The sequence below is a fragment of the Bdellovibrio sp. HM001 genome, from assembly GCF_055397275.1.
In genome coordinates this window covers 1,351,264-1,363,965 of record NZ_AP029174.1, presented here as the reverse complement: position 1 = coordinate 1,363,965, position 12,702 = coordinate 1,351,264, and the positions used below count along the sequence as shown (strand labels likewise).

12 protein-coding genes and 1 tRNA gene are annotated in these 12,702 nt (G+C 51.0%); 7 read left to right on the top strand and 6 right to left on the bottom strand.

The genetic code is table 11. The annotated features are described in order from the left end of the window. Positions 1 to 66 precede the first annotated feature (66 nt). Positions 67 to 148, bottom strand: a tRNA-Leu gene (locus ACZ5ZZ_RS06570). 185 nt (positions 149 to 333) lie between these two features. Between ACZ5ZZ_RS06570 and ACZ5ZZ_RS06565 the strand changes: the two genes are divergently transcribed. After that, positions 334 to 2,100, top strand: coding sequence for an ABC transporter ATP-binding protein (locus ACZ5ZZ_RS06565; protein WP_464142371.1), 1,767 nt, complete (start codon positions 334 to 336; stop codon positions 2,098 to 2,100). 26 nt (positions 2,101 to 2,126) lie between these two features. Here ACZ5ZZ_RS06565 and ACZ5ZZ_RS06560 read toward each other — a convergent pair whose 3' ends face one another. After that, positions 2,127 to 2,588: a host attachment protein gene (locus ACZ5ZZ_RS06560; RefSeq protein ID WP_464141835.1), complete on the bottom strand. Its 462-nt coding sequence runs from the start codon at positions 2,586 to 2,588 to the stop codon at positions 2,127 to 2,129. Positions 2,589 to 2,742: 154 nt separating this feature from the next. Here ACZ5ZZ_RS06560 and ACZ5ZZ_RS06555 point away from each other — a divergent pair, with 154 nt between their 5' ends. Beyond that, entirely contained in the window at positions 2,743 to 3,870 is a 1,128-nt protein-coding gene (locus ACZ5ZZ_RS06555) for a baeRF3 domain-containing protein (RefSeq protein WP_464141833.1), read from the top strand. Here the strand turns inward: ACZ5ZZ_RS06555 and ACZ5ZZ_RS06550 are convergent. Continuing rightward, a complete protein-coding gene (locus ACZ5ZZ_RS06550) occupies positions 3,854 to 4,843 on the bottom strand; it encodes a Ppx/GppA phosphatase family protein (RefSeq protein ID WP_464134516.1) in 990 nt (329 codons plus the stop codon). The two genes, ACZ5ZZ_RS06555 and ACZ5ZZ_RS06550, sit on opposite strands and share 17 nt — an antisense overlap. Positions 4,844 to 5,016: 173 nt before the next feature. Between ACZ5ZZ_RS06550 and ACZ5ZZ_RS06545 the strand changes: the two genes are divergently transcribed. Together ACZ5ZZ_RS06545 and ACZ5ZZ_RS06540 are read left to right on the top strand one after the other, a co-directional pair. Further along, positions 5,017 to 5,247, top strand: a complete 231-nt coding sequence (locus ACZ5ZZ_RS06545; protein ID WP_464117291.1) for a glycine zipper domain-containing protein — start codon at positions 5,017 to 5,019, stop codon at positions 5,245 to 5,247. A gap of 95 nt (positions 5,248 to 5,342) precedes the next feature. After that, positions 5,343 to 5,906, top strand: a complete 564-nt coding sequence (locus ACZ5ZZ_RS06540; RefSeq protein WP_464141831.1) for a hypothetical protein — start codon at positions 5,343 to 5,345, stop codon at positions 5,904 to 5,906. Here ACZ5ZZ_RS06540 and ACZ5ZZ_RS06535 read toward each other — a convergent pair. After that, the gene (locus ACZ5ZZ_RS06535; RefSeq protein ID WP_464134512.1) at positions 5,900 to 6,856 is read right to left on the bottom strand and encodes a sigma-54 interaction domain-containing protein; all 957 of its coding nucleotides are present in this window, start codon (positions 6,854 to 6,856) and stop codon (positions 5,900 to 5,902) included. The two genes, ACZ5ZZ_RS06540 and ACZ5ZZ_RS06535, sit on opposite strands and share 7 nt — an antisense overlap. Continuing rightward, positions 6,853 to 7,608 (bottom strand): type 1 glutamine amidotransferase domain-containing protein, encoded by a 756-nt coding sequence (locus tag ACZ5ZZ_RS06530; RefSeq protein WP_464134509.1) that lies wholly within the window; start codon positions 7,606 to 7,608, stop codon positions 6,853 to 6,855. Before ACZ5ZZ_RS06530 ends, ACZ5ZZ_RS06535 begins: the two co-directional genes overlap by 4 nt. Positions 7,609 to 7,869: 261 nt before the next feature. On the opposite strand from ACZ5ZZ_RS06530, the gene ACZ5ZZ_RS06525 reads away from it, so the two are divergent. The 3 genes from ACZ5ZZ_RS06525 to ACZ5ZZ_RS06515 are packed head-to-tail and all read left to right on the top strand — an operon-like array spanning position 7,870 to position 11,335. Then, the gene (locus tag ACZ5ZZ_RS06525) at positions 7,870 to 8,490 is read left to right on the top strand and encodes a murein L,D-transpeptidase catalytic domain family protein (RefSeq protein WP_464134506.1); all 621 of its coding nucleotides are present in this window, start codon (positions 7,870 to 7,872) and stop codon (positions 8,488 to 8,490) included. A gap of 12 nt (positions 8,491 to 8,502) precedes the next feature. Next, positions 8,503 to 9,225, top strand: a complete 723-nt coding sequence (locus tag ACZ5ZZ_RS06520; RefSeq protein ID WP_464134505.1) for a pseudouridine synthase — start codon at positions 8,503 to 8,505, stop codon at positions 9,223 to 9,225. A gap of 49 nt (positions 9,226 to 9,274) precedes the next feature. Next, the gene (locus tag ACZ5ZZ_RS06515; RefSeq protein ID WP_464134502.1) at positions 9,275 to 11,335 is read left to right on the top strand and encodes a M1 family metallopeptidase; all 2,061 of its coding nucleotides are present in this window, start codon (positions 9,275 to 9,277) and stop codon (positions 11,333 to 11,335) included. On the opposite strand, the gene ACZ5ZZ_RS06510 is transcribed toward ACZ5ZZ_RS06515, so the two are convergent. After that, on the bottom strand, positions 11,265 to 12,578 hold the full coding sequence (locus tag ACZ5ZZ_RS06510; RefSeq protein WP_464134501.1) for a hypothetical protein: 1,314 nt from the start codon (positions 12,576 to 12,578) through the stop codon (positions 11,265 to 11,267). The two genes, ACZ5ZZ_RS06515 and ACZ5ZZ_RS06510, sit on opposite strands and share 71 nt — an antisense overlap. Positions 12,579 to 12,702: the final 124 nt, after the last annotated feature.

Below are 12,702 nucleotides of genomic sequence, written 5' to 3'. Positions count from 1 at the left end.
AATAAAAAAAGCGACCCTTCCGGTCGCTTTTTGTTTTTTTGCACCAACTTCCGAGAAAGAGGAAGTTGGTGCGGGTGGAGGGACTTGAACCCCCATGCTTTCGCGGGAGATTTTGAGTCTCCTGTGTCTACCATTTCACCACACCCGCATGAGGAGTCTTTTGTAATGAGTTTGCGGTAAAGACTCAAGAGATTTCTTTAAAAAAAATTAAGAAAGGGGGAAAAAGTCCCCTCTCGACACAGTTTTGCTCGTTTTTTCAGCAAACTTTCATCCCGCCGCCGTGGACATATATTCATGGACGCTCTGGGCCTTCAGGTGTACACCCCACGATCTATGGCGCACTCTAAAAGCTCGTTTCAATCGTTCTCTCGTCTTTTTTCATACACCCAAAAGCACCGTCGCGATTTTTATCTGGGTACCTTGTTTTCATTTTTGAACAAGGCCTTCGATATCGCGCCGGAAATTTTAATTGGTATCGCCATCGATGTCGTGGCCAATCAGGAGAAATCCTTTCTGGCCCGCTTCGGTGTTGAGTCCCCGTGGCATCAACTGTTGCTGCTATCTGTGCTGACACTTCTGATCTGGATGTTTGAGTCGCTGTTTGAGTACTTGCTGCTTCTGAAATGGCGTGGACTGGCTCAATCCTTACAACATGAATTCCGCACCGAGGCCTATGAGCACTTGCAAAAGCTGGATATGTCGTTCTTTGAAGACCGCAGCACGGGCGGACTGGTTTCCATCTTAAACGATGACATCAACCAGTTGGAACGCTTCCTGAACGTGGGCATGAACAGTCTGATCCAGGTCTTTACGTCCGTCCTTTTGATTGGCGCGGTGTTCTTTGCCATGGCTCCGAACATCGCAGTCTTTGCCATTCTTCCGATCCCGATCATTCTGTGGGGAGCTTTTTATTTTCAAAAACGAGCCGCACCCTTGTATCTGGACGTGCGTGAAAAGGCCGGGAACATCGGCTCGCGCTTGGCAAACAATATCGCCGGCATGGCCACGATCCGCAGCTTTACGTCAGAACTGATTGAGGCCCGCAAGGTCGCACAAGACAGCTCCAGCTATCTGCAAGCCAACAAAGAGGCCATCAAAGTTTCCTCCGCCTTCAATCCCCTGATTCGCATGGCGGTTCTGATGGGCTTTATTGCCACCTTTATCATGGGTGGACAGATGGCCTTAAAGGGCGAGCTGAATGTCGGATTCTATGGAGTTTTGGTTTTCCTGACACAACGTCTGCTATGGCCGCTGACAGGATTGGCAGACACCGTCGATCTGTTTGAGCGTGCCATGGCATCGGCCGACCGTGTTCTGGATTTGCTAAAAACTCCGGTCCACTTGGAACTGGCGAAAGAACGAAGACACTTTGATCATTCCCAAGGCATCGAATTCAAAGACTTGTCTTTTGCCTACAGCAACGGCCTGCCGATTCTGAAGGACGTGAATATCACCGTTCCCGCTGGTCAAACCGTGGCCATCGTGGGACCAACTGGCTCTGGAAAAAGTACGATCACAAAACTCTTGCTGGGATTCTATCAAGCCTCAGCCGGTCGTATTCTTTGTGGAGGTCAAGACGTTCAGGACTGCGATCCTCAGGATCTGCGCCGCCACATCGGCCTGGTCAGCCAGGATGTGTTCTTGTTCCAAGGATCCATTTTCGAGAATATCGCCTATGGAAATCCTCAGGCCACGCGTGAGGAGGTCATTGAGGCCGCCCGCAAGGCCCATGCGATGGAATTTATCGAAAAACTTCCCCAGGGGCTGGACACGCTGATTGGCGAACGAGGACAGAAGCTGTCCGGAGGTCAACGTCAGCGCCTTTCCATCGCGCGCGTGATTCTGAAAAATCCACCGATTCTGATTCTGGATGAAGCGACCTCGGCCGTTGACAACGAAACAGAAGCTGTGATTCAGGCCTCGTTAGCCGAAGCCACCAAGGGGCGCACCACGATTGTCATCGCCCACCGCCTTTCAACAGTGACCCAGGCTGACAACATCTATGTTGTAGCTCAAGGACAAGTTGTTGAAAGCGGCACCCATCAGCAACTTCTGCAGGGAAGAAAGCTTTACTATCAACTGTGGAATGCACCGCTTTAGGTGCATTCCTGCTCAGATCTTTAGATTCAGATTTCAATACGAGCCTGCTCTTCCGGCCAGATTCTTTCTTTCAAATCAAACCCGGTCGCTGTCTGAGTGATGTCCTTCGGGATCTCCTTCAGAATACATTCACGCAAACTCCGGGAGAAATTCTGTCGCACTTTTCCCAAAAACGCTGGCGGAGCAATCAGCACCAGATCCTGAAAGGCATTTTTCAAACGCGCCTCTTCCAAACGCGCAGCCACCTTCTTCGCAAACATCTCTGAAATTCGCTCCGGCGGAGACTGCTTTTTTGCAAGTCGTCCACCATAAATATTAGAGCTCGGCATAAAACCGGGACGATCCGCATCTATATCAATCGCTTTCAGTCGTCCCCGAGGATTTTCCAGCTTTTCGACAAACTGTACATCCCCACCTTTATTGCCGCGGCGATCACTGACAAATATCTTCGCCTCACATCGGTTGACCACAACAATCCAAGTTTTCATGATTATCCTCTCTGCGAAGGGTTCTTCTTTTACTATATCGAACAATTCATCCTCTCAACAACATGACCCCTTACACAGGACTGTCACAAGACACTTTGAACTACCCTCTAAAAGAGCCGAAGATAAGGATGGACTTCTTTTCCCGGAGAATCTCATGCTCGATAAACTCACTCAAGATGACTTACTGAAACTCACCTCGGTCACCGAGGGCTCTTGCATTTCCATTTATATTCCCGGCATGCCGGAAAAAACGTTGCAGCTGGAGTATGAAACTCTGGTCCGCCGGGCCGCTCACCTGCTTTCTTTGGATCGTCGCAATGGTGATAAGGAACGGGTTCTGGGACCTCTGTATAATTTTAATCCCGCAGAACATTTACAGCGTTCTGACTTTGGGATGGCTATTTTTGTTAACAAGCACTGGTCCGGTTTTTACCTGGCGGGCTACACCATGCCATCCAAAGTCGTCGTGGCGGAAACCTTTCATCTTCGCCCTTTGCTGCAGGATTTGCAGGGGGAAAGCAGCTGCCACATTCTGACTCTGTCACCCAGTGAAGCCATTTTGCTTCACTGCCACGGCGGAACCGGAACTGAACTTCACACCTTCTTGTTCCATCAAGGGCAGCACAGCAATAGCATCCACTGGAAACATTTGGATGAAAGCGAGACCTCACAGATCCCCCATTTGAAAAGTCATCTGCGGGGCCGCGGGACTGAGGACACACAATGTAAGAAACGCGGTTTAAAACTTTTCCTGCGCTGGATTGAAGCCAAGATCGGCAAAGAGCATGGTTTTAAGGAAATTCCCCTGCTGGTTTTCACCAGCGAAAACATGTTTCATGCCTACAAAGAAATCACTCATCACCCCAACCCCGTTTTGTTCAAACGAGAGCCTTCACGTAACAGCTATCGAACGGAAGGGCTGATCCACCAGGCTCAGATTTATCTGCAAAAGGAAAGCTCGCAGCAAAAGAATGTTTCAGCTCATGAGCTGGAGGGTTTGAACCGCCAGAAAAAAGTCATCGACGATCTGGTGAAAATCAGTCGCGCCGCCATGAATGGCAAAGTGCGCACCCTGTTTTTACAAAATAACAGTGAAGTCTGGGGCGAACTGAATCGTCGCAGCGGTCATATCACCTTTCATGAAAAACAAACCAACGCAAAGGATGATGATGTCCTTGATGATATTGCCTGCGAGGTGATTCGCCACGGTGGTGAGGTGGTTGTCCTCGGGAAGGCTGACATGCCCAGCACCTCCCCGGCGGCGGCTATCTTAAATTCTTAAAGATCAGCCCTTGGCCCAATGAGGCCTGGGCTGTTTCGACCTTCTCGATTTTTAAGGCCTGCATATAGCCCAGCACCAAAGCCATGTTTGAAATGTCAGAAATTCGATAGTCGCTGTGAATCTCACTGTCCTTCAGCCAGACACGCTTTTTCAGTGCCTCATTTAATTCGTCTTGTGTGAACTGAGAAGCCTCTTTGTTCACCTGACGTTGCACCGACATGGAAATCACACCTCCCACCCCGACCCAGCGAGCCTGTGGGGCCTTCTTTTTGAAGTAGGCAGGCACATTCAGATAAGCATGATTCTTCGCCAACTGCAAAGCAGCCTCCCGCTGCAGCCCGATCGGATTGGGTGATGAATGACTTTTGGGATCCTTAAACTGCAGGATCTGCAAAATTTTATTCTTGAACGTCACCGACGCCAGATCTCCCTCGTAGATATGCACCCGGCCCTTGTCCCTGGAATACATCTGCATCGATCCGCCACCAATATCCCAGACAATCAAGTCACGAGTGTCTGAAATATTTTTCTGCGCCAAAGCTGACCAGTAACCCAGTTCCGCCTCTTGCTCTTGAGAAATGACCTCCACCGGAATCTGCAGATCCCGGGACAGGTTCCTGGCCATAGCTCTGCCATTTTTGGCAACACGAAAAACGGAAGTCGCCACCGCCGTGATGCGCTTTACATTGTAAGTCTTCACTTTTCCCAACAAAGCCTGAATACGAGGAGTTGCTTCGCCAACCACTTTTTCAGGCAATGTTCCATCCGCAGATTTTTCCAACGCTTCGTTGAACGCCAGGGGCAATCGGTCTTCAAAAATAACCTTCACAATTTTCTTCTGACATGTATCCACCTCGGCCACATAGGCTTTGGTCGTTCCAGAGCCAAGGTCTAAGGCGGCTCGATTTTCCAGACAAGGCTGGGCCCAGGTTGTTGCAGAAAAAAGGGAAATCAGGACAAAGATCTTTTTCATGCCGTCATGCTAGCGGAAGACCTGTATTGGGGCAAGTTTCCTGTCATCAAGGGGCCAATTGCCTCTGAAAGTCTGTGAGAGAGCTTCTGCGTGCGGAAAAACCTGGCACCAATAATGCTTCGAAAGTGTCTATGGATACCAAACCGACTTATCCATAACAAAGGAGAGTACACATGGAAACCACAACAGGTGAAATCAGAAAGAAAATGGGTGACATCAAAGAAAACGTCGCACACAGCCTTGAGAAAAGCGCCTGGAGCGACCGCTATCATGCCGTCGAATCCAGGGTCAAAGAGGGTGTTGATGCCTCTGAAGAATTTGTGAAGGCCCACCCTTTTTACACCATTCTGGGGGCTGCCGCTGTAGGCTTTGTGGCGGGAGCGCTGATCAATCGTAAGCACTAGCGTACCAAATCTTGAACAATGACAAATCGGTTGCAAAGACAGTGCATCCCTGGTCTTTGCAACCGCACCTAAGAACCGTACACCAGGAGAATGCTATGAAATGGCTTAGCTTGTTTCTTCCGTTTTTCCTTGGCCTGGGGTCCAAGCATGACAAACCCCGAAGAAACCTGAAGGAAACCGCACTGGAAATCTATGACGCTATCACCATCCGCAGCCGTGCCGCCGTGTTTTTGACCATGGCAGGTCTGTGTGCCATTGCATTTATATGCGGCGGTTTCTTTATCTTTCTGCTGGAATCAACAAAGCAGTATGACCGTGCTGGAATCATCATCTGGAATTCCACATTGATCAGCAGCGGACTGCTGGTTCTTCTGGCCCTTGCAGGACTGAGCTATGTGTACTTCATGGCTTGGCCCGGAGTGCAGGCTGCCCGGAATCGCCAGGAAGTCCGTGACGAGGAACAGCGCCGTCAGCAAGAACATCCCGTGGGCTCACTGGAGCAGGCCTTAGCCGCGCTGGTCATGGACTTTGTCAAGGAGCGCGAGTTCAAGCGAGAACATCGCTCAACCCCACCGCCTCCATCCCAAGAACCAACGCGTCCCTATGCCTCGCGTCCAGATCCGGAGGTCGCCAGCGAAACACCCACGAGCTATCATTGAAGCGAGCTGTGAAGTTTGCGATACAAGGTCTTGCGATCAATTCCCAAGTCACGGGAGCTCTTTTCACGGGCTCCCCGATTGGTTTTCAATACAAACGAAATATAAGCCTGATTCAGTTCTTCCAACGAAAGAAAGCGTCCCTGAGCCTGAAAGAGTCTTTCAAAAATGGACTCCAGGCTTTCATCTTTGTCCGGAATGTCCTCCAGAAAGATTTTAAGAGGAATCTCCGGCCCCGGACTGAGCACAACGGCACGTTCAATGCTATTTTCCAGCTCGCGCACATTTCCGCTCCAGGGTCGCGAAACAAGAAAATCCTCCACGTCCCTTCCCCAGTTTTTGGCCGGCATCTGATAGCGCTGTAAAAACTTGTCCAGAAAATGGCGCGCCAGGGGCAGAATATCCTCGGGCCGCTCGCGCAGCGGCGGCATTCTGATAGAGACCACCTTCAAACGGAAGTACAGGTCCTCGCGAAAGCGGCGCTCCTCCACATTTTCTTCAAGGTCATTGTGGGTTGCTGACACGATACGCAGATTCAGCGGGCGGTAATGATTTTCACCGACCCGTTTGACTTTCTTTTCCTGCAACACCCGCAAAAGTTTTGCCTGCAAGTGCAAATCCAGATCTCCGATTTCATCCAGGAATAAAGTTCCTCCGTCAGCTTCCTCAAACAGTCCCTGCCGCGAACAGTGCGCCCCGGTGAAGGCTCCCCGGGCATAACCGAACAGCTCGGACTCCAATAGCGGTTCCGGAATCGCCGAGCAGTTTATCGGCACAAATGTTTTTTTGTGCCGCACGCTCAGATCATGAATCAAACGTGCGATGACTTCTTTCCCCGTTCCACTTTCACCGGTGATCAGCACATTGGCCGAACTGGCGGCCACACGCCGGGCCATTTCCAACACTTCCAGGAACCGCGGGCTTTTGCCGATAATATGATTTGGAAGGCTCACAGCGAACCTCGCTCTTCCCGTTGCGGTTCATGCCACTCACACCAGTTCTGCTCAGGAACAATCCGGCCCTCTTCAATTACTTCCAGGACCTCCACCATGGCCTTTCCCACACCGGCTGCGGAAGCCGGGTTCTGGCCGGTCACCAAACGCCCGCTTTTCACCACGTGGCCTGCGAACTTTGGCGACGAGGTGTGATGGGCTCCCCTTTCCTGAAGGCGCGTTTGCAGCAGGAAGGGAACGGCTTTTTCCATTCCCACGGTTTCTTCCTCGTCGTTGGTGAAGCTGGAAACCTCATGCCCCTTCACCAGATAGCCCCCATCAGAAAGGCGCACGTTCACCAGGGCAGCGGATCCGTGGCAGACGGCACCTACGACGCCGTTATTTTCGTATATTTCCTGTGTCAGCTTTTGCAATTGCAGGTTCTCCGGAAAATCAAACATGGTACCGTGTCCTCCGGCGAAATAGATCGCACGGTAGTCTTTGGCGTTGACCTGCCAGGGCTGCAGAGTGTTTTCAATTTTGCTTAAAAATTCTTCATCATTCATCCACGTGGCATTCAAAGGATCATCCATTTTCACGCCATCCAGAGGCACCTTGCCACCACGGGGACTGATGGTGTCCACCTCGTAGCCCGCTCTGACAAACTCGTCATAAGGATGCGTGATTTCAGAAAGGTAGGCGCCCGTGCGATGACCGGTGTCTCCGAGTTGTTCCGTACTGGTCAGAACAAAAAGAACTTTATGGCTCTTCATGGTGGGATCTCCTTCACTGGCTTCTATCCTCTCTGAGACCTCCGCGGAACTCCAGAGTCCCTCGCGCCGAGTGCAAATCAACAGCAGATCAAACTGGACGAAAAACCCTATTCCTTACCCGACAAAAACCTTCTGTAAATCCGCACAGAGGATCGCCTGATGCAAAAAGTTCTGGTGCCAAGGTCCAGTTGCGGGTCTCAGATAGTAAAGTCAGAAAGTCGAAGCTCCGATGCAGAAGGATACACTTCCAAGGAGACACCCATGCGCCTTTGCATCCTAACCTTGATCGCCAGCCTGTTCTTTATCGCCCCCGCCTTCGCCGAACCTCACCCCGCTGATGTGGACCTTAGCAAATACGACTATGTGGACCCGAAAAAAGAAATTCCCACTGTTCCTTTGGAAAAGGCTCTGCGCTATTACGATGTCTATCTTTCCAAGATCACCAACAAGAACTACCTGACCGTGATTGACTTCACCCAAAGCTCCAACAGCAAACGTATGTATGTGGTGGATATGAAAACAGGTCTGGTGACTCGTTATCTGACGGCCCATGGCAAGGGCTCAGATCCTTCCCACACCGGTTTTGCGAAAAAGTTTTCCAATGTGGAGGGGTCCAACATGTCCTCTCTCGGGATGTACGTGACCGGTGCGGAATACAGTGGTAAACATGGGCGCTCGATGCGCCTGATCGGCCTGGAGAAAACCAACGACCAGGCCATGAATCGCGCCATCGTGGTGCATGGCGCCTGGTACGTCGACCCTCAGTACAAACCACTGGGGCGCAGTCAGGGCTGCCCGGCTGTTGAGCAAAAATACATTAATACGGTTGTCAGCCAGCTTAAAGGTGGCAGCGTGTATTACATCTGGGCGGGACAGCCCTAAGAAAGAGTTTTCGTGGAGCTACTGTACAAGGACGAATATTTTATCGCCGTCAACAAACCCAGTGGCTTTCATGTGCACCCTCACGAAAACCCAGAGCATCGTGTTTCCCGCGATAAAATCTGTCTGTACCATGCCCGTCGGATGATGAAGCAACACGTTTACCCGGTGCACCGCCTGGATGCGGGGACCAGTGGTGTGTTGCTTTTTGCACTCTCCTCCCCGGCGGCTGGACAACTGTGCAAGCTGTTCTCGGAACGAGCCACCCATAAAACCTACCAGGCCGTCGTCCGTGGCTATGTCAAAGAGGCCGACGACATTCAAATCCCATTGGAACTGGATTCCACCGGTGATCTTGTCGAAGCTCACTCCAGCTATAAGCGCCTGGCCACGGTGGAATTCCCCGTCGCCGTCGGGAAAAAATTTCCCACAGCCCGTTACTCCTGGGTGGAAGTCACCCCTCACACGGGCCGCTATCATCAGATCCGTCGACATTTTAACCGCATCTCCCACCCTCTTTTAGGGGATGCCGTGCATGGGGATTCTCATCACAACCGCTTCTTCCGCACGGAGTTAGGGGTGGAAGGCCTGTGCTTGAAGGCTCTTCGGCTGGAGTTCACTCACCCCTGGAGTGGTGAAAAAGTCTCTATTGAGGCCCCCCCTTGCGAGAAATGGAAGAAAATTCAATTTCTCTTTGATCCTGAGCAGCCCCTGACAGACAAACTGAAATCCCTTTGACCTCCTCGGTGGACGGGCGTAGAAACAGACCCCGTTTCCGAGGTAAATCATGACTCGAGCTCAGGCTCTTAACAAACTGATGATCGTCATTGGTCTTCTTTTCGTCCTTCTTGTGTCCATGCAATCCCATGGTCAGACTCTTCATCACAAAATGAGTGTCGAACTGTCCCCTGGTTTGAAAATGATCAAAGTGCAGGACACTTTGACCTTCCCGAAGGATTCTCCGCGCAAGTTGAGCTTCCTTTTGCACAAGGACCTGCAGATCACTGTCACCAGTGCGGATGACTCCATTGCCCTGTTGCATCCCGCAACCTCGCAAGAGCCTTATGCTGAATACGGACTGACTTTGGGCAGCAGCGACAACAAAGTCTCGGTCAGTTATTTTGGTGTGATCTTTGATCCCGTGGTAAACGACAACAGCAACGGTTTGATTTCTCCGGAAGGGGCCACACTGTTTGGCAGCACCTACTGGTATCCCTTTTTCCTGGACACACAGATCAATTTTGAAATCACCGTTCAAACACCTGCCGACTGGACGTCTTTGATTCAAGGACAAATCACCAGCACGGCCTTTCAAGGAAGCAGCCGTATTGCCCGTTTTGTCGAGATCTATCCCCAGGAGGAAATCTATCTGGTGGCGGGTCCCTTTAAAAGCTATCAGCTGGACACCGCCTCGGGAAAACGGATTCAGGTCCTTCTTCGCAAGGCCGATCCCACTTTGGCACAAAGTTTCCTGACTCTGGTTCCGGACTATATCCAGCATTACAGCCAACTGATCGGCCCTTATCCCTATTCAACCTTCACGGTGGTCGAGAACTTCTGGGAAACCGGATACGGCATGCCGGGCTTCACCCTGCTGGGGCCCACGGTGCTGCGCCTGCCATTTATTCTGAATTCTTCACTGCCACATGAAGTTCTGCACAACTGGTGGGGCAACAGTGTTTATGTGGACTATGAAAAAGGCAACTGGTGCGAGGGTCTGACGACTTATATGTCAGATTACTGGCAGCAGGAAAAGACCGGCAACGATCGAGGATATCGTCTGAATACCCTGATCAATTATGCTGACTTTGTCACCAGCCAACCAGAAAAAGATTTTCCACTGCGCCAATTCCGGGGTCGTCACAACTCCAGCTCTCAGGCTGTGGGCTATGGCAAGTCGATGATGCTTTTCCACATGCTCGAGTTCCGCTTGGGAAAAGAGATCTTCACCAAATCCCTGCAGGATTTCTACACACAAAATCTTTTCAAGAAGACTTCCTTCCAAGATATTCAAAGAAGTTTCGAGAAGGTCGCGAATCAAAACCTGGAACCCTTCTTCAGTCAGTGGCTGGATCGCGTGGGCGCCCCCCAACTGGAGCTCAGCGATGTGAAACTGATGAAGTGGTATGATGGCTCGGTCACGGCCACTTATATGCTGAGCCAAACCCAGGAAAGACCTTATGACCTGAATATCCCTGTCGTGTGGACGCTTGAATCTGGTGCGGAAATCCGACAGATCGCACGTTTGACGGAAAAAAGTCAGGTGTACTCTTTCACATCTCACTCTCGCCCTGTGAAAATCGCAATTGACCCTGACTTTAGAATCTTCCGCCATCTTTACAGCGAAGAACGCCCGGCAACGCTGTCCTCGGTTTTAGGCAGCAGTGAAATCCATTACTACTTTGACTCCAGCGATAAAAATGCGCGCAGGTTTGCCGACGTCTGGTCTGCCAAAACTGACGGCAAAGACGTCTATCATGACCTCACTCAGGACATCGCGATCCCGGAAAAAGGTGCGCTGGTTTTCATTGGGGATCAATCCACCTTCGTGAACTTTATAAAGCAGGAGCTGGCGGATCAAAAGTTCAACATCACAGACAAAACTCTGACAGTGGATGGGCAGACCTTTAATCTGAACGAGGTCAGCTCGGTTTTTGTCGCTCGTCTTAAACAGCGTCCCCAGCAGACCGTGGTATGGGTTCGCTGGAGTGCTGACAACAATCCTGTGGAATGGGCCGGACGCCTGACCCACTACGGAACTTTCGGTGTGCTCGTCTTTAAAGGCCGCCCGGTTGTCCTGAAAAGCACTTGGCCGGTTCTGCAGTCGCCTCTGCAGAAACCTCTTTAAGCAGATCTTCCATCGCTTTGACTTCGGCCTCCAGGGGGCCGAAGCGCTTTTTCAGCTCCCGGCTGATTCTCATCGTCAAAGCAGCGTAACCGCGGCGGGATGAAAATCTCCAGGCCGGATGTTTACGATAAGAGCGAAGATTCTTTTTCAAGGTCTCCAGCTCTTCGGCAAAAACCAAAGAACTTTCATAGATCTCATCCAGCGTCAGATTGCTGAGATTTCCCAGCTCGGCCATACAAATCAGTTCCAGTCGTCTGATCCCCTGATGGTCCCGGGCCTTATAGCACGTTTGCACCTTTTGCCACATTTTCAAGGACCACTGCTGAAAGGTCTCTGAAGATTCAGATTGCATATCCGGATGCAGCAGGCGCGCCAGTTTTCGATAGGTCGAGCGCAGGATCAGATCCTGTTCTGCGATTTCTGAAGAGGGCGCCTCTTCCTGTGAAACCTGACCAATCATTTGATGCAAAAAATCCTTCAAATGCGAAGGCATGGGCTTTAAAAGCTTCTGCTGGTAGGACTGGCTGCTGTTTTGCCAAAGGCGCGCCAACAATTTCCAATCCCCGCACTTCATGGCAATTTGAAACACCTCTTTAAAAAGATCGTATCCCACGGCAGGATCGGCAAAGTGCCGGCTCATGACGTCATCCCCGGCCTCACTGAAATAGTAATACAAAGAACGGGAATGGCGATTCAAAGATCCCAGCCCGCCCTCGGAACTCCCCGCCAGTTCAGCCGCAGGAAAAAGACTTCCTGTCACAAAATGTTCAAGTCTGTTTTCACCTTCTGGAGCGGGCTCTTTACTGGCCCACTTCAAACGCTGTTGCCGCAGGTTCTCGATGACAAATTTCCAGTCCTCGTCCCCTGCCTGATACTGGTGTTCTTCTTCCTTCAGCAGTGCATAGGCCTGCGCCAAACTGACGTTGGCGGTTTCAGCGACATGTTTTAGATGAAGATGAAAGGTCGTGAGGGTGCGGTACCGGCGCTCCAGCTGCTCGCCGGCCAAGCGCTCTTTGCGGAAGGTCAGATTGTACCAGTCCTCGTAAAGCAACTGATCCCAGCGCAAAAAATCAGCATGGTCTTTTTCCAGCTTGCGGATTTTTTTAAGCAGACTAGCTGTGGCCGAAAACATTTCCGTGCGTATTTTATAGTCATCGATCACCGAAAGACAGCGCGACGCACAGGAACCCACAGGTTCACCATCAAAGTTGAGATCATCAGGATGCATAAGGAGCAATGCCATATCACGGCTCCCTGGACACCGCTAATAAAATCAGCCTTTCGCTGAATCATTCAGCAATGATGACAAGCGCTATGAGGGCTTTGCTGGGCATCTCAATTTGAGACAAGATTAAACTCCGCCCATG

Coding starts and splice junctions, on each gene's coding strand:
- ACZ5ZZ_RS06565 (WP_464142371.1), top strand. CDS start 334: ATGGCGCACTCTAAAAGCTCGTTTCAATCGTTCTCTCGTCTTTTTTCA.
- ACZ5ZZ_RS06560 (WP_464141835.1), bottom strand. CDS start 2,588: ATGAAAACTTGGATTGTTGTGGTCAACCGATGTGAGGCGAAGATATTT.
- ACZ5ZZ_RS06555 (WP_464141833.1), top strand. CDS start 2,743: ATGCTCGATAAACTCACTCAAGATGACTTACTGAAACTCACCTCGGTC.
- ACZ5ZZ_RS06550 (WP_464134516.1), bottom strand. CDS start 4,843: ATGAAAAAGATCTTTGTCCTGATTTCCCTTTTTTCTGCAACAACCTGG.
- ACZ5ZZ_RS06545 (WP_464117291.1), top strand. CDS start 5,017: ATGGAAACCACAACAGGTGAAATCAGAAAGAAAATGGGTGACATCAAA.
- ACZ5ZZ_RS06540 (WP_464141831.1), top strand. CDS start 5,343: ATGAAATGGCTTAGCTTGTTTCTTCCGTTTTTCCTTGGCCTGGGGTCC.
- ACZ5ZZ_RS06530 (WP_464134509.1), bottom strand. CDS start 7,608: ATGAAGAGCCATAAAGTTCTTTTTGTTCTGACCAGTACGGAACAACTC.
- ACZ5ZZ_RS06525 (WP_464134506.1), top strand. CDS start 7,870: ATGCGCCTTTGCATCCTAACCTTGATCGCCAGCCTGTTCTTTATCGCC.
- ACZ5ZZ_RS06515 (WP_464134502.1), top strand. CDS start 9,275: ATGACTCGAGCTCAGGCTCTTAACAAACTGATGATCGTCATTGGTCTT.
- ACZ5ZZ_RS06510 (WP_464134501.1), bottom strand. CDS start 12,578: ATGGCATTGCTCCTTATGCATCCTGATGATCTCAACTTTGATGGTGAA.